This is a genomic window from Streptomyces colonosanans (assembly GCF_001866645.1).
Taxonomy (GTDB): Bacteria; Actinomycetota; Actinomycetes; order Streptomycetales; family Streptomycetaceae; genus Streptomyces; species Streptomyces colonosanans.
The window spans coordinates 31,124-46,706 of sequence record NZ_MLYP01000065.1; the positions used below are offsets into that span (position 1 = coordinate 31,124).

Genomic DNA, 15,583 nt, shown 5'->3' on the forward strand with positions numbered 1-15,583 from the left:
GGGCCCTTTGCCGTACGCGGATCATCTCCACGAACGGGGTCAGTTCCAGATGCGGGACCGCGACGGCATCCCGGACGCGCCCGAGTCCGGCGTCCGTACCGCGAGGACCTGGTTGACGCCGATGCGGTTGCTTTCGAAGGCGAGGGCCGATGCGGCCATGTAGAGGCGCCAGACACGGGCCCGGCCGACGCCGGTGAGGTGCTGCGCCCGCGCCCAGCCGGCCTCCAGGTTGGCGACCCAGCGGCGCAGCGTGAGGGCGTAGTGCTCGCGCAGCGACTCGACGTCGCGGACCTCGAACCCGGCTCGCTCCAGCTGGGTCACCGTGGTGCCGAGGGGGGCGAGTTCCCCGCCGGGGAAGACGTAGGCGTCGATGAACGCGTCGACCGCGTAGGAGGACTCGTCCCGCTGGGGCCTGCGCGCGATCTGGTGGTTGAGCAGCCGCCCGCCGGGCCGCAGCAGGGAGTACAGGTCGCGGGCGTACTCCAGGTACCGCTCGGCGCCGACGTGCTCGGCCATGCCGATGGAGGAGATGGCGTCGTACGGCCCGTCAGCCACGTCGCGGTAGTCCTGCACCCGGATCTCGACGCGATCGGCGAGCCCCTCGTCGGCGACCCGCTTGCGGGCGCAGGTGGCCTGCTCCTCGGAGAGAGTGATGCCCACGACGCTCACGTCGTGCTCGCGGGCGGCGTGCAGGGCCATGGAGCCCCAGCCGCAGCCGACATCGAGCAGCCGCTGTCCGGGCTTCAGGCCGAGCTTGCGGCAGACGAGTTCGAGCTTGTCGCGCTGGGCGTCCTCCAGGGTGCCCTCCGGGGAGTCCCAGTAGGCGCACGAGTACACCATGGACGGGCCCAGGACGATCTCGTAGAAGTCGTTCCCGACGTCGTAGTGGTGGCTGACGGCGCGTTTGTCACTGTGCCGGGTGTGGAGGTGGCCGCGGAGCCCCTGTCGGACCTCCTCGCGCGGGGGCGGGGGCGGCGGGAAGGGGCCGGCCAGTTTGGCCAGGCCGCGGACGGCGGCGCGGACGTCCGGGTCGCGCAGGGCCTGGGCGAGAGTGCGGGCGTCGTCGCCACGCTCCCAGATGAGGCCGGCGAGGAGGTCGAGGACCGTGTAGAGATCTCCGTCGACGCCCAGGTCTCCGGCGACCCAGGCGCGGGCGAGGCCCAACTCGCCCGGTTTCCACAGCAGCCGGCGCAGCGCCCGGCGGTTGTGTACGACCAGGACGGGAGCACCGGGCGGGCCGGCCTCCGAGCCGTCCCAGGCGCGGACTCGCACCGGGAGCGGGGCTTGCAACAACTGCTCGACGAGGGTTTTCAGCCGCAGCGCGGCGTCAGCCATGGCGTACACCTCCGTGACAGGAATCCCGGAATGTCCAACACCACGTAAACACCTGCGGGGCCGTACCACAGTCCCCCGTTGGCGTTACGGCTGGGCAAAATGCTGGTGTGCGCCACGGGGGCTCCGCCCCACCACACCCGCTCGTCGACCGCGGGTAGGGGCCGGTTCCCGTCGTCGTGCCGAAGGGCCTCCCGCACCACGGATGGCGGGAGGCCCTTCGACCGGATCAGTGCCGGGAGGTCAGGAGGCCTTGGCCTTCTCCTCGGTCTTGCTCGCGGCGGGGACCGGTGCCGGCTTCGCGGCCTCGTAGAACTCCTCGCGCGGAGACTCGATGGCGCCGAGCGAGACGACCTCGCGCTTGAGGAACATGCTCAGCGTCCAGTCGGCGAAGATCCGGATCTTCCGGTTCCACGTCGGCATCGCCAGACCGTGGTAGCCGCGGTGCATGTACCAGGCCAGACGACCGCGCAGCTTGATCTTCGACTTGCCGACGACGATCATCGCGACGCCCTTGTGGAGGCCGAGGCCCGCCACCGCGCCCTTGTTGGCGTGGCTGTACTCCTTCTGCGGGAAGCCCCGCATGCCGGCCACCACGTTGTCACCGAGCACCTTGGCCTGACGCAGCGCGTGCTGCGCGTTCGGCGGGCACCAGGCGTTCTCGTTGCCCGCCTTGCGGCCGACGAGGTCGGGAACCTGGGCGTTGTCGCCCGCGGCCCAGATGTAGTCCGTGCCCTTCACCTGGAGGGTGGGCGCGGTGTCCACGTGACCGCGCGGGCCGAGCGGCAGGCCGAAGCGGGACAGCACCGGGTTCGGCTTGACGCCCGCGGTCCACACGATCGTGTTGGAGTCGACCTCGAGACCGTTCTTGAGCACCACGTGGCCGTCGACGCAGGACTCCATGGAGGTGGACAGGTAGACCTCGACGCCTCGGCCCTCGAGATGCGACTTGCCGTACTGGCCGAGCTTGGGACCGACCTCGGGGAGGATCTTGTCGGCGGCGTCGACGAGGACGAAGCGCATGTCCTCACGGGACACGTTCTTGTAGTACTTGGCCGCGTCCCGGGCCATGTCCTCGACCTCACCGATGGTCTCCGCACCGGCGAAGCCACCGCCGATGAAGACGAAGGTGAGCGCCTTGCGGCGGATCTCCTCGTCGGTCGTGGAGTCGGCCTTGTCGAGCTGCTCAAGGACATGGTTGCGCAGGCCGATGGCCTCCTCGATGCCCTTCATGCCGATGCCCTGCTCGGCGAGGCCGGGGATCGGGAAGGTACGGGAGACCGCGCCCATCGCGATGACGAGGTAGTCGAAAGGCAGCTCGTACGCCTCGCCGACCAGCGGGGCGATCGTGGCGACCTTGCGGTCCTGGTCGATGGTGGTGACCCGGCCGGTGAGGACCTCCGCCTTCGGGAGCACGCGTCGCAGCGGGACGACGACGTGCCGGGGGGAGATGCTGCCGGCGGCGGCTTCGGGCAGGAAGGGCTGGTAGGTCATGTACGAGCGCGGGTCGACGACCGTGACGGTCGCCTCTCCGTAGCGCATCTTCTTGAGAATGCGTCGAGCTGCGTACAGGCCTACGTACCCACCGCCTACTACGAGGATCCTGGGACGCTCCGTGGTGCTCATGCCATCGAGTATCCACCTGCCCCTAAGGGGTCGCTCGTGCGCCCCTTCACAAGCTTGCACAAGGGGTCTGCTACACTGCGCCACTCACGTGACGAAGGTCATGGTGCCGTTTCGGAACCGCCGTGCGACGCGGACCGCTGTCAAGGCCGCGTGAGCTGCACCTCCAGTCGCCCCGAAGATCCACACCGGGCCCGTTTTGCGACCCGCGGGACATCACAGGAACACTTGCGCGAGCACCCCCGAAGGCACCTCGAGCCCCCTGGGTGACCCCACAGGCCCCAAACGTCGCCCGACAGGGGCGATTTCCTTGTGAAGAATTTCACGAAGCTTTCCGGCGGTGCGCCTGTGAAGTGCTCCGGAAGACTCCGTGAGCTCGCTCATACGCTACCCGACCTGTCCTAATAGAAGCTACTGACGGGTAGCAAACGCCCGACGGGGGCTCACCTGAGCGCACGTCAGGCTCCCGCACAGTCCGACGGGGTGAGCCGGACGCCGGGTCCTGTCGCCGGACTCCCGCCTGTTCTGCGGACGGACGGCGGGAGTTCGATGACAGGACCTATGCGAGGGACCAGGCGATGCCGTCGAGGATGTCGTGCTCGCTCACCACGACCTCGGCCGCTCCGATCCGCTCCATGATGGCGAGCAGGACGAGGGCGCCCGCGCCGATGACGTCCACACGGCCCGGGTGCATGGCGGGGATCGCCGCTCGCTCGGCGTGCGTGGACCTCAGCAGCCGGTCGGTGATCTCCCGGACGCGGTCGTGGGAGATCCGGGAGTGATGGATCGCCGTCGAGTCGTACTCCGGGAGGTTCTGGGCGATCGCCGAGACCGTGGTGACCGAGCCCGCGAGCCCGACCAGCGTCCGCGCCTCGCGCAGCGGCACCTCCCGCTCCACCAGGTCCAGTGCGGCCTCGATGTCGGACCGTATGGCCGCGATCTGCTCCTCGGTGGGCGGATCGGTGACGACTCCGTCGCGCACGAGATGACGCTCGGTCATGCGGACGCAGCCGACGTCGACGGACCGTGCACCGCGCACGTGGCCGTCACCGACGACGAACTCCGTGGACCCGCCACCGATGTCCACGACCAGATAGGGCCTGGCGAGGTCGGTGCGGCCCGCCAGTTCCCTGGTCGCGCCCGTGAAGGAGAACTCCGCCTCCTGGTCGCCGGAGATGACCTCGGGTTCGACGCCGAGGATGTCCAGGACCCCGCGGACGAAGTCGTCGCGGTTCTCGGCGTCCCGGGACGCGGAGGTGGCGACGAAACGGACGCGCTCGGCGCCGTGCTGCTTGATGATCCCCGCGTACTCGCGGCAGGCGGCGAACGTACGCTCCAGCGCCTCCGGGGCGAGTCGACCGGTCCGGTCCACGCCCTGGCCGAGCCGGACGATGGTCATCCTCCGGTCCAGTTCGGTCAGTTCGCCCGTGGCCGGCTCGGTGTCCGCGACCAGAAGCCGGATGGAGTTCGTACCGCAGTCGACGGCGGCGACGCGCGTCACGCGCCTGCCTCCTCGGAGTCGATGGACCCGATCGCGAAGGAGCCGGGGTCCGGCGTCTGCGCCTCGTCACCGGACTGCGGCTCCGCGGCCGTCACGCACGATCCCTTGCGCCACCACTCCGGCAGCATCGCGATCGCCTCGTCGCCGAGCGGGTTGACGCCCGGGCCGGCGGCCAGCGAGTGCGCCACGAGCACGTGCAGGCACTTGACCCGGTCGGGCATGCCGCCCGCGCTCGGGAAACCCTCCAGGACCTCGATGGCGTCACGGCGGGCGATGTAGTCCTCGTGCGCGGCGCGGTAGGCGGCGGCCAGCTCGGGGTCGGTGCCGAGGCGCTCCGTCATCTCCTTCATGACGCCGTTGGCCTCCAGTGTGCCGATGGCGGAGGCGACGCGCGGGCACGTCAGGTAGTACGTCGTCGGGAACGGCGTACCGTCGGGGAGCCGTGGCGCCGTCTCCACGACGTCCGGCTGCCCGCAGGGGCACCGGTGCGCGATCGCGCACAGCCCGCGCGGCGTGCGGCCGAGCTGCTGCTTGATGGCCTCGGTGTCCGCGTCCGTGGGGTCGGTGCGAGGGGTGGGCGGCGGGGGCGTTTCCATGGCTGTCTTTCAGGCTGTCTTTCGTGTCGGTTCGGCGCGGCTCGCCGGTTCGGCGCCGCTCACCGGTTCAGTGGTCGGACCTGCCGGGCTTGTCGGCCTTGTCGATCCCGTCCCAGAAGCCGGTGTACCACGGGCGCGCGGCCGTCGTCAGGTCCGTGTGCGACCGCTTGGCCGCGTCCGGGTCGACCACGATGTAACCGGTCTCCCCCGGAATCACATAGTGCAGCCGCTGCCGGATCTGCTGCTTGGCGTACGCGTCGTCCTGCCAGCGCGCCTTGAGGTCACGCAGTTGCTCGACCCGCTGACGGGCCTGCTCCTGCTGCCGCTCCATGTCGGCGATCTGGGTGCGCTGGGAGAAGTACTGCCTTATCGGGTACGCGAGCGCCACGATCAGCGAGCACAGGACGAGCGCGAGGAGGGCGGCCCGGCCGGTGAGCCGGGAGCGGCGGGCCTGCCGTTTGGTCTGGGAGCGGTAGACCCGGGCCGCCGTCTGCTCGCCGAGCAGCCGCAGCCTGGTCGTTGTGGAGAACCGGTCGCGGTCCTTCACCGCCATGTCTCCCGCCTCCCCTTCCTACGTGCGTACGTCCCCGCACACGGTACGGGACCGGATACGGGGACGTACGGATGACTGGCTAAGGCATGACCCTGGATGGTCAGCCCTTGAACCGCGGGAAGGCGCTGCGGCCGGCGTACACCGCGGCGTCGTCGAGGATCTCCTCGATGCGCAGCAGCTGGTTGTACTTGGCGACGCGCTCGGAACGGGCCGGGGCGCCGGTCTTGATCTGGCCGCAGTTGGTGGCGACGGCCAGGTCGGCGATGGTGACGTCCTCGGTCTCGCCGGAGCGGTGGGACATCATGCACTTGTAGCCGTTGCGCTGGGCCAGCTCGACGGCGTCGAAGGTCTCGGTCAGCGAGCCGATCTGGTTCACCTTCACCAGCAGCGCGTTGGCGGCGCCCTCCTCGATGCCCTTGGCCAGGCGCTCCGGGTTGGTGACGAACAGGTCGTCGCCGACGAGCTGGACCTTGTCGCCGAGCTTGGCGGTGATGGTCTTCCAGCCCTCCCAGTCGTCCTCGAACAGCGGGTCCTCGATGGAGACCAGCGGGTACGCCTCGACGAGCTCGGCGTAGTAGTCGGTCATCTCGGTGGCCGTGCGCGCCTTGCCCTCGAAGACGTAGGAGCCGTCCTTGTAGAACTCGGACGCGGCAACGTCGAGCGCGAGGGCGATCTGCTCGCCGGGGGCGTAGCCGGCCTCCTTGATCGCCTCGAGGATGAGGTCGAGGGCCTCGCGGTTGGAGCCGAGGTTCGGGGCGAAGCCGCCCTCGTCGCCGAGGCCGGTGGACAGACCCTTGTTCTTCAGCACCTTCTTGAGGGTGTGGTAGACCTCGGCGCCCCAGCGCAGGGCCTCGGAGAAGGACTCCGCACCGATCGGGGCGATCATGAACTCCTGGATGTCCACGTTGGAGTCGGCGTGCGAGCCGCCGTTCAGGATGTTCATCATCGGCACCGGCAGCAGGTGCGCGTTCGGGCCGCCCAGGTAGCGGAAGAGCGGGAGGTCACTGGCCTCGGAGGCGGCGTGGGCGACGGCGAGGGAGACGCCGAGGATGGCGTTGGCGCCGAGGGAGCCCTTGTTGTCGGTGGCGTCCAGGTCGAACATCGCCTGGTCGATCAGGCGCTGCTCGGTGGCGTCGTACCCGACCAGCTCCGGGCCGATCTGCTCGATGACGGCGAGGACGGCCTTCTCGACACCCTTGCCCTGGTAGCGGCCCGGGTCACCGTCGCGGAGCTCGATGGCCTCGAAGGCACCGGTGGAGGCGCCGGACGGGACGGCGGCACGACCGGTGCTGCCGTCGTCGAGGCCGACCTCGACCTCGACCGTGGGGTTGCCTCGGGAGTCCAGGATTTCCCGGGCTACGACGACGTCGATGGACGGCACGAGCATCTCCTTCTGGGATGTGACGCTGAGAGTGCGGGGCACCTTGCGACTAGAGCCTAACCGTCTGCGGGACCCGGCAGGCCGACCGACCGCCCCGCGGACAGGGTGTCCGTATATATCGGTCCCGCGCGAAACAAAAGGGAGATGTCGCTCGGGGTGAAGACAGAAAGCCCCGCTCCGGTGCGTGCGGGGGAACACGACCGGAGCGGGGGGCCCATGGGGACGGGGCGGTCTCTGCGCGGCCTCTCTGCGGGAGACCGTGGGGGGAAGGCAGTTGCGGCCCGGCTACCGGACGCCTGTCACTTCAGGTGGAGCTGCTGGCCCGGGTAGATGAGGTCGGCGTTCTCGACGATGCCCTTGTTCAGCTTGAACAACTCGTGCCAGCCGCCCCGGACGTGGTGCTCCGCCGCGATGGAGCTGAGGGTGTCACCCTTGACGACCTTGTACTCGCCGTCGCCCTTCTTGACCTTCTCGCCGGTCGGGGTGGTGACGGTCTTCTGCGCTGCCGGGCGCTCCGCCGAACGGGAGGCCGCCTGCTGCTCGGCCGGGCGGGAGGCGGTGGTGCTGCTCTTCGCGGAGCCGCTGGAGGCGGTCGTGCTGCTCTTCGCGGAGCCGCTGGAGGCGCTGTTGCCGGCGGAGGGGGCCGCGCCGCCGTTGTAGGGGGTGCTGGACAGGCCCTTGCCGCAGACCGGCCAGGCGCCCTTGCCCTGGCCCGCGAGGACCTTCTCGGCGACGGCTATCTGCTGCGCCTTGGTGGCCAGGTCGGCGCGCGGGGCGTAGGCGGTACCGCCGTACGCGGCCCAAGTGGAGCTGGTGAACTGCAGGCCGCCGTAGAAGCCGTTTCCGGTGTTGATGGACCAGTTGCCGCCGGACTCGCACTGGGCGACGGCGTCCCACTCGGTGGCGGTGGCGGCGGAGGCGCTGCCGGCCGCCACCAGCGGGGCGGCGACGGCGGCGCCGGTGACACCGGCGAGCGTGATGGCGCGGACGGCCTTGGACGGACGACGGTGCTTGCCCTTGCCGGAAGACAGCATGGTTCGATCCCCTCACCGACGCCTGCGAGGTGAGCTGTCGGGTTCGGGCCGGTTGAGTTGCCCGGCCGCGCGCCCACCGGGCGCGCGGCTCCACCCCAAGCCGCCCCGGTCAACTCCCGGGCGCGGCACTTACCTTGGGTCCCCCGCTCCTGCCTACGGCGCTTGACGCGACGACTGTTCCCGGGCGGCCGCTGGCAGGATTCGGCGTTGCGACCGCTGGGGCCCGCTGTGGCGAGCGATCACGACCGTAAGCAGTCGCTCCGCCGGATTTCAAAGACGATCAAGGCTTATGAGACCTATATCTCACCTTTATTACAACGGACATTCAACTCGAAGTGGGGCGTGAACTATCGTCAGAAGAGGGGCAGTTCAGTGCTTCTTCCCTGCCCGACCGTCCTTCAGCGCAAGGCTCTGACCGGGGAGGATGAGGTCGGGGTCGTCGCCCACCGTCTTCTTGTTCGCGTCGTACAGCGCAGCCCATCCGCCGTTCACGTCAAGCGAGTCGGCGATGGCCGACAGACTGTCTCCGCTCCGGACGGTGTACGAGCCGTCGGCGACGCCGTGCGCGGCGTGGGAGTTACGCGAGGCATGCCGGCCGGCCGAGCCGCCCGTACGCCCCTCCGCGCCGCCCTCGTCGGCACTGCCGCCACGATGGCGACCGCCGCCGGAGGCCCGGCTCTCGTCCGCGCCCGAAGGGGCGGCACTTCGCCGCAACCTGTCCGAGTTGTCGCCCTTCTTCGCACCCTTGGACGACTTCCCGGACTCCCGCGCGTCCTGCGCATCGGCATCACCCTCGGTCGAGCCGACGGTCGGCTTCGAGGAAGGGGACGAGGGAGAGGAAGAGGGCGAAGGTGATGAAGAGGGTGATGACATGGCCGACTTGGATGATCCGGACGAGTCGGACAGGCCGGGGTCGACCTTCGAGTGAGAGCCGGAGGCGGACCGGGAGGAGTCGCGGGGGACGCCCGTGTCGACATGGATCGAGCCGGAGTTCTTGCGCAGGCCGGTGTGGTGAGTGCAGCCGGACCATGCGGAGACGCCCCGGTCGGCGAGGATCCTCTCGGCGACGGCGATCTGCTGCGAGCGGCTGGCCTGGTCGGCACGGGACGCGTAGTCGAGGCCGCCGTACCTGTCCCAGTCGGCCTGCGTCAACTGGAGGCCGCCGTAGCGGCCGTTGCCGGTGTCGGCACTCCAGGTGCCACCGCTCTCGCATTCCGCGACGTGGTCCCAGGCGTTGGAGCCCGCCGCGCTCGCGCCGGTGGCGCCGAGGAGGGGGATCGCGATCGCCGATCCGGTCACTCCTGCCGCGACGAGGAGTGCCGGGGCCTGACGGGGGCGACGGTGACGGCCGTTCCCGGGGAGCATGCGGTTACCTTTCACACGACAGCAGTGACCAACGGGGTGGCTGCAGCGCGCCACCGCGTTGGTGCGCGAACGTATCGGTAGTCGCCTGCCCGTCACAAGTCAATGCAGCACAGATCACGCGAAGATCACAGCACTGACGGGGTGTCATCTTCCGCTGTCCGTCGACGTGTTCGCCGCATGGCGGGGGTCTTCAGCAATCTTGTGCCGAAGTCGGTGTGAACTCCACGGGGAGCGTGCGCAGTCCCCGCATGATGAGCCCGCCACGCCAGCGCACATCGGCGGGATCTCCTGCGAGTCGCAGGTCCGGGAGGCGGGTGAGGAGCGTGGCGAGCGCGGTCTGCCCCTCCAGGCGGGCGAGCGGGGCGCCGAGGCAGTAATGGATGCCGTGCCCGTATCCGAGGTGCTGGTTGTCCCGGCGGGAGAGGTCGAGGGCGTCGGGGTCGGCGAACCGCTCCGGATCCCGGTCCGCGGCCGCGAGGACGACGAGGACCGGGTCGCCGGGTGCGATGTCCTGTCCGCCGATGGTGAGCGGCTGTGTGGCGAACCGCCAGGTGGCCAGCTCGACCGGGCCGTCGTAGCGCAGGAGTTCCTCGACGCCGGTCTCGAGGAGGCCGCGTTCACCGGCGCCGAGGGCCTGCTGCAGCCGGGCGCGCTGCTCGGGGTGGGTGAGGAGGGCGTACGTCCCGTTGCCGATGAGGTTGACGGTGGTCTCGAACCCGGCGAAGAGCAGGATGAAGGCCATGGCGGCGGCCTCGTTCTCGGTGAGGTGCTCGCCGTGGTCGGAGGCGCGGATGAGGCCGGAGATGAGGTCCTCGCCCGGGCCGGGCGTGTCGGACAGGGCGGCGCGCTTGCGGTGGATGAGTTCGGAGAGGTACCCCCGTATCTTCTTGACGGACCGCGCGACCCCGCCCCTCGGCCCCCCTCCGTGCCGGATCATCATTCCGGCCCAGTCCCGGAAGTCGTCCTGGTCCTCGCGGGGGACGCCGAGCAGGTCGCAGATGGCGTAGATGGGGAGCGGGAAGGCGAAGTCGTGGATGAGGTCGGCGGAGCCTTTGTCCGCGAACCGGTCGATGAGATGGTCGGCCAGCTCCTGCACGCGGGGCGCGAACTCGGCGACCCGGCGGGGTGTGAACGCCTTGCTGACCAGCCGACGCAGCCGGGTGTGGTCCGGCGGGTCGATGTTGAGCAGGTGCGTCATCAGCTCGGCCTTGCGCTCGCCGGGGATGCCGGTCTTGCCCCTGGCGTGCGCGGGCTCGTCGTGATGTGCCGGGTTCTTGCTCAGCCGCTGGTCGGCGAGGGCCTGCTTGGCGTCGGCGTAACGGGTGACCAGCCAGGCCTCCACACCGCTGGGGAGTCGCGTCCAGTGCACGGGGGCGTGCTCACGGAGCCAGGCGTAGGCGGGGTAGGGGTCGGCGGCGAACTCCCAGGTGAAGAGTTCGGGAGCGGGGGTGGGCGAGGCGGGCTGGTGCTGGTCGGTCACTCCTCGACGGTATCCGGCGGGGCGGGGTGGTCCGCGCCCCGCTCCGCCTGGGCCTTCAGCGCCACTGCCGCCGCTGCGAGCGCGCGTCCGGCCTCCTGGTCACCGGACACCAAGGGCACGGGCGCTCAGCCGCCGCTCTCCACCGGACACCAAGGGCACGGGCGCTCAGCCGCCGCTCTCCACCCCTCGGATCGCGTCCCGGTACGCCCGCGCCGCCACCCGCAGGGCCGCCTCCGGGTCCACTCCGTCCGCTTCCGCGCGTGCGGCCACCGCCAGTAGTTCGTAGCCGACGCCCTCGCCCTTCGGAAGCGGGACGTCGAGGCCGGCCGTGCGGACACGGGACGACAGCTTCGCCGCCAGGGCGAGGCCGGGCTGGCCCAGCGGGACGCCTTCCGTCACCGAGGTGCGCTGCTTCTCGACCGCCTTCGTGCGCAGCCAGTGCTCCTTGACCTCCTCCGGTGTCGTCGCGGTCTCGTCGCCGAAGACATGCGGGTGGCGGTGGATCAGTTTGGCGACGATGCCGCCGGCCACGTCGTCGATGGAGAAGGGTGCGTCCGGGTCCTCCTCGGCTATCCGGGCGTGGAAGACGACCTGGAGCAGGACGTCGCCCAGTTCCTCGCGCAGCTCCTCGCGGTCGCCTTCCTCGATCGCCTCGACCAGCTCGTACGCCTCCTCGATGCCGTACTTGGCCAGGCCCTTGTGGGTCTGCCGGGACGACCAGGGGCACTCGGCGCGGATGCGGTCCATGACTTGCACGAGGTCGAGGAGGCGGGCTCCGGGCAGGTCGTAGGAGGCGGGCAGCAGCTCCAGCTCCGGCATGCTCACCCGACCGGAGCCTGCGAGGCGGGCCAGACCGTCGGTGAGGTGCGGCTCGCCCTCGCCGGACGCCACCACGACCACCGTGCGCCCGCCCGCGCAGGCGTCGACCAGCTCCTTCGCCGTCGGCGCGGTCTCCTCGACCGCTATGCCCGCCTCGCGCAGATACGGCAGCTGCGGATGCGCCCCGTCCGCGCACAGCACCCGGTCGGCCTCGCGCAGCGCCTGCCAGGCGGGCCAGGACAGCAGTCCAGGGGCGACCCGGTGGCTGGTGGTGAGCAGGACGATCCGGCCGGGGGCGGCGGCCGCCTGAGGACCCTGGGCACCTTCGAAGCTGGTTGCGTTCACCCCTCGAACGTAACGCACGCCACCGACCGCCCTGTAGTTGTCCACAGGCCGGTGGGGCGGCCGGGCTTCGGCCGTCCACAGGCCGCCGCGATCGGGCCCGGCGCCCCGCCGCGAGCTAGGCGGGCCGCTGCGTCGTCGCCTCCGTGACCTCCTTGACCCAGGGCGTCTTCGCATCCACCCGGCTGCTGTTCCGCACGTCCCAGGTGCCGTAGCGCGGGTTCAGGTCGACGTGGAGTTCCTTCGACGCCTGGGCCATCGCCGCCCAGAAGGCGGCCTTGCCGTCGGTCGTGTTCATGTCGACGCCGAGCGCGACGGTCAGCTTCTGCGCCTCGATGTTCGTGCGGAGGTTGTCGTCGACGCGCCCGGGGGCCACCCCGTACTGCTCCAGCCAGGCGCCCTCCAGCGCCTTCGCGCCGCCCGCCTGCCCCTCCAGGTTCGTCCGCAGGTCCTGGACGTCCCTGCGGGTGACGCTCACGCCCGCGTTCTTGGCGGCGCGGTCCAGGACCCGGTCGAGGACGAGGCTGTGCAGGGTGTCACGGGTGAGGCTGCCGGTTCGTGCGACTGCCTGCTGGTACTGGGTGTCGTCCCTGGCCGCGGCGCGCTGGGCGGTGCGTACCTCGTTCACCCGGCCCTCCAGTTGCGAGACCGTGATCCGCTCTTTCCCGACGACGGCCGCGGCGCCTGGATGCGCCGTGCCGCCGCAGGCGGTGAGGAGAGGGGCCGCGACCAGAGCGGCACTTAGGGCGATCGCGGTGCGACGGCGGTGCAAGGTGGCCTCCCTGGGAGCTTGTGCGACGGTGCACAAAGTCTTGCGGTGATCGATGGTAGGCAGTGGCCAGGCTCTGGCCAACCCATTCGACCAACGATTCACGGGGACTTGGGGCACCGCCGGACTTCGGCAAGCCGTGTCAGCCGGTGATGGCGACGGGCGCGTCCCACGTGTCGCGGTCCACGGTGATCGTGTAACCGCCGCGCGTCTCCTTGCTGTTCACCATGTACTGATGGCCACGGCTGTGGCCGGTGAACTGGGTTGCGCCCCACGGCCAGTCCGTGGTCGTGGTGTCCTTCTGGTCCCACAGCGCGTACCAGAGGTTGCCCGGCAGGTCGGTCTTGTCGCTCGCGGTGGCGATGGCCTTGGCGCTGGAGCTGCTGAAGCCGTAGTAGCCGGCGCGGTACGTCTTGGCGCGCAGTTGCTTGTCGAAGGCGCGGACGTACGTCAGCACGGCGGTGTTGCACGACTTGTTGGTGATGTCGTACGGCTCCATGTCCAGGTAGATCGGGCTGCCGGCCTTCATGCCGAGCGCCGACGCCTTGGCCACCGCGTCCGTCGCGTCGCTCGTGCCGAGGGAGGCGGCGGTGGAGGCGGTGAGCTTCTCCGGGTTGGAGCTGGTCTGGCAGGGCGGCTGGGCGCCCACGTAGATCGGGATGAGCTTCCAGCCGATCGAGCTGACCGACTTCACCCAGGACGCGGTGAGGTTGGGCTGGTTGCAGCCGCGGTTCTTCCCGCCGACATAGACGGCGGCCGCCCCGTAGTAACCGGTGTTCCAGGCCTTCATCGCGGCGAGCGAGGGCGCGGTACAGGTGTCGAAGGCACGGCCGGTGAACGTCTTCTGGGCGGGCCAGGTGGTGGCCGCCATCGACGTCTGCGCCGCGATCCCGGCGCCCGCGACGACGGCGACACCGGTCACGCCCCAGACGATGTATCTGCGCTTCTTGGACAGCCGATGGCTCGACATGAACGGCCCACCCCTGATCGTGCGATCTCTGTTTTTGACACAAGCGCAGGCAACCTATGGGACGGCGTCTCTGGGGTCGGAAAACAGACCTCCTGGGATCGCACAAATTTTCCTCAAGTCACCGCAAACCCGGTTGCCCGTCCGCGCTGTCGGGCATGCGCCTGCCCTGGCCGTTGGCCTGCGCCTCAGGCATGTACCTGCCCCAGCCATTGCAGGGTCCGGCGGATGTCCGCGGTCAGCGGATGACCGGGTCCGCGCAGGCGTTCCACGTCGTGCAGGAGTCGCACCAGGGTGTCCTGGGCGGCCGCCAGGTCGCCCTGGGCGAGCAGCAGATGGCCGATGCGGCGGCGAACCTCCAGGGCGGTTTCCGGGTCCCCCGCCACGTACTGGTTCTCGTAGTACGGCAGCAGGGCCCGGTACTCCGCGAGTGCCGCCGCCGGTTCCCCGAGCTGTTCCAGACACTGGGCGGCGTCGTAGCGGAAACGCAGCGCCTGCGGGTCGGCCTGGCCCGACTCGGTGGCGCGTTCGTCGGCGAGTCGGCGCAGTTCGGGCAGCGCCCGGCGGTACTGCCCGTCGTCCATGAGGGTGGCCGCGTACTGCTTGCGCAGGGAGCGGACGACCGGCGAGTGCTCGCCGTGCTGGGCGGCGGCGGCCGGGACGATCGCGCCGAGGATGTCCACCGCCTGGGTGACACGGCCCTCTCCGAGCAACCGCTTGACCTCGTCGACGGCGCCGGCGACATCGGGTCTCTCGACCGCCGTGGCCGGCTGCGGCCGGGGCGCCGGGATGCGGGCCCGGTGCGGCCACGGGGCGTGCGGGCGAAGGAAGGGGCGCGTGGGGTCGAGGGGGGCGCCCGTGGGCATGCCGCGCTCCGGGAGGAGCGGGAGCAGCTGCTCGTACGTCTCCTGGGCCGAGGCCGGGCGGTGCTGCGGGTCCTTGGCGAGCAGGCGCAGAACGAGCGTCTCGAGCGCCTCGGGCACCTCGGGGCGCAGCCGGCGCACCGGGACAGGCGGGTCGTAGAGGTGGCGGTGCAGCACACCGAGGGCGGTGGTTGCGATGAACGGCACCTGCCCGCTGAGAAGTTCGTGCAGGAGCACACCGAGCGCATACAGGTCGGTGTAGGGGCCGACCGCGCCGCCCATCGCCTGCTCGGGCGCCATATAGGCGGGCGAGCCGATAGGGGAGCCGGTGTGGGTGAGGCGGGTCGTGTCCGTGTCCATCACCGAGGCCACGCCGAGGTCGAGGACGGTGACCGTGCCGTCCTGCTTGACCATCACGTTCCGGGGCTTGAGGTCCCGGTGCACGATCGGCACGGCGTGCACGGCGGACAGCACGGCGCACAGCTGCGCGGCGACGGCCACCGCCCACTGCCAGGGATAGGGATCGTGCTCGGCGAGGTGGTCGGCGAGGTCGGCCCCGTCGACGTACTGCATGACGAGGTACAGCTCCTCGCCCTGACTGCCCGCGTCGTGCACGGTGACAAGACCGGGGTGATCGACCCGCGCGGTCACCCGACACTCACGCACGAAACGGCGGCGCAGCTCGTCGGCCTCCTCGCCGGCCACCTTGTCCGGGCGCAGCAGCTTGACGGCCACCCGCCGGTCCAGGCGCTGGTCGTACCCCGTCCAGACCTGTCCCATGCCGCCCTGGCCGATGAGCGTGGACAGTTCGTAGCGGCCCGCGACGACGCGTCCGGTCGCCATGCTCACCTGCCGCCCTCGTGCTTGCGCAGATAGTCGCTGAGCTCGTCGAGTTCGGCCCGCACCTGGTCGATGCGCGCGGGAGCGGGACGCTGGGGCTGGGGCTGGGGCTGGGGCT

14 protein-coding genes and 1 riboswitch are annotated in these 15,583 nt (G+C 70.4%); all 14 genes read right to left on the bottom strand.

Features of this window, described 5'->3' with window-relative positions; genetic code table 11:
* Nucleotides 1-39 precede the first annotated feature (39 nt).
* Nucleotides 40-1,335 (bottom strand): class I SAM-dependent methyltransferase, encoded by a 1,296-nt coding sequence (locus tag BIV24_RS24725; RefSeq protein WP_071368640.1) that lies wholly within the window; start codon nucleotides 1,333-1,335, stop codon nucleotides 40-42.
* A 240-nt stretch (nucleotides 1,336-1,575) separates the two neighbouring features.
* Complete coding sequence (locus tag BIV24_RS24730) at nucleotides 1,576-2,958, bottom strand: NAD(P)/FAD-dependent oxidoreductase (protein WP_079168499.1); 1,383 nt, start codon at nucleotides 2,956-2,958, stop codon at nucleotides 1,576-1,578.
* A gap of 556 nt (nucleotides 2,959-3,514) precedes the next feature.
* On the bottom strand, nucleotides 3,515-4,456 hold the full coding sequence (locus BIV24_RS24735; RefSeq protein ID WP_071368642.1) for a Ppx/GppA phosphatase family protein: 942 nt from the start codon (nucleotides 4,454-4,456) through the stop codon (nucleotides 3,515-3,517).
* A complete protein-coding gene (locus BIV24_RS24740) occupies nucleotides 4,453-5,052 on the bottom strand; it encodes a DUF501 domain-containing protein (protein WP_071368643.1) in 600 nt (199 codons plus the stop codon). The genes BIV24_RS24735 and BIV24_RS24740 overlap by 4 nt, the downstream gene beginning before the upstream one ends.
* A gap of 67 nt (nucleotides 5,053-5,119) precedes the next feature.
* Nucleotides 5,120-5,605 carry an FtsB family cell division protein gene (locus tag BIV24_RS24745; protein WP_071368644.1) on the bottom strand — a complete coding sequence of 162 codons (486 nt, stop codon included), beginning with the start codon at nucleotides 5,603-5,605 and terminating at the stop codon, nucleotides 5,120-5,122.
* 100 nt (nucleotides 5,606-5,705) lie between these two features.
* Nucleotides 5,706-6,986 (bottom strand): phosphopyruvate hydratase, encoded by a 1,281-nt coding sequence (eno, locus tag BIV24_RS24750; protein WP_079168502.1) that lies wholly within the window; start codon nucleotides 6,984-6,986, stop codon nucleotides 5,706-5,708.
* Between the two features lie 299 nt (nucleotides 6,987-7,285).
* Nucleotides 7,286-8,020 carry a LysM peptidoglycan-binding domain-containing protein gene (locus BIV24_RS24755; protein ID WP_071368646.1) on the bottom strand — a complete coding sequence of 245 codons (735 nt, stop codon included), beginning with the start codon at nucleotides 8,018-8,020 and terminating at the stop codon, nucleotides 7,286-7,288.
* A gap of 4 nt (nucleotides 8,021-8,024) precedes the next feature.
* Nucleotides 8,025-8,191: riboswitch (cyclic di-AMP (ydaO/yuaA leader) on the bottom strand.
* Between the two features lie 198 nt (nucleotides 8,192-8,389).
* Nucleotides 8,390-9,385 (bottom strand): LysM peptidoglycan-binding domain-containing protein, encoded by a 996-nt coding sequence (locus tag BIV24_RS24760; RefSeq protein ID WP_071368647.1) that lies wholly within the window; start codon nucleotides 9,383-9,385, stop codon nucleotides 8,390-8,392.
* A gap of 190 nt (nucleotides 9,386-9,575) precedes the next feature.
* The gene (locus tag BIV24_RS24765) at nucleotides 9,576-10,865 is read right to left on the bottom strand and encodes a cytochrome P450 family protein (protein WP_071368648.1); all 1,290 of its coding nucleotides are present in this window, start codon (nucleotides 10,863-10,865) and stop codon (nucleotides 9,576-9,578) included.
* Complete coding sequence (locus tag BIV24_RS36135; protein ID WP_281247769.1) at nucleotides 10,862-10,984, bottom strand: hypothetical protein; 123 nt, start codon at nucleotides 10,982-10,984, stop codon at nucleotides 10,862-10,864. The genes BIV24_RS24765 and BIV24_RS36135 overlap by 4 nt, the downstream gene beginning before the upstream one ends.
* A 46-nt stretch (nucleotides 10,985-11,030) precedes the next feature.
* Entirely contained in the window at nucleotides 11,031-12,029 is a 999-nt protein-coding gene (locus BIV24_RS24770; RefSeq protein WP_071368654.1) for a nucleoside triphosphate pyrophosphohydrolase, read from the bottom strand.
* Between the two features lie 115 nt (nucleotides 12,030-12,144).
* Nucleotides 12,145-12,798: a SurA N-terminal domain-containing protein gene (locus BIV24_RS24775; protein WP_071368649.1), complete on the bottom strand. Its 654-nt coding sequence runs from the start codon at nucleotides 12,796-12,798 to the stop codon at nucleotides 12,145-12,147.
* Between the two features lie 139 nt (nucleotides 12,799-12,937).
* A complete protein-coding gene (locus tag BIV24_RS24780) occupies nucleotides 12,938-13,765 on the bottom strand; it encodes a glycoside hydrolase domain-containing protein (RefSeq protein WP_071368650.1) in 828 nt (275 codons plus the stop codon).
* Between the two features lie 185 nt (nucleotides 13,766-13,950).
* Nucleotides 13,951-15,474: a serine/threonine-protein kinase gene (locus BIV24_RS24785; protein ID WP_071368651.1), complete on the bottom strand. Its 1,524-nt coding sequence runs from the start codon at nucleotides 15,472-15,474 to the stop codon at nucleotides 13,951-13,953.
* Between the last annotated feature and the right edge of the window lie 109 nt (nucleotides 15,475-15,583).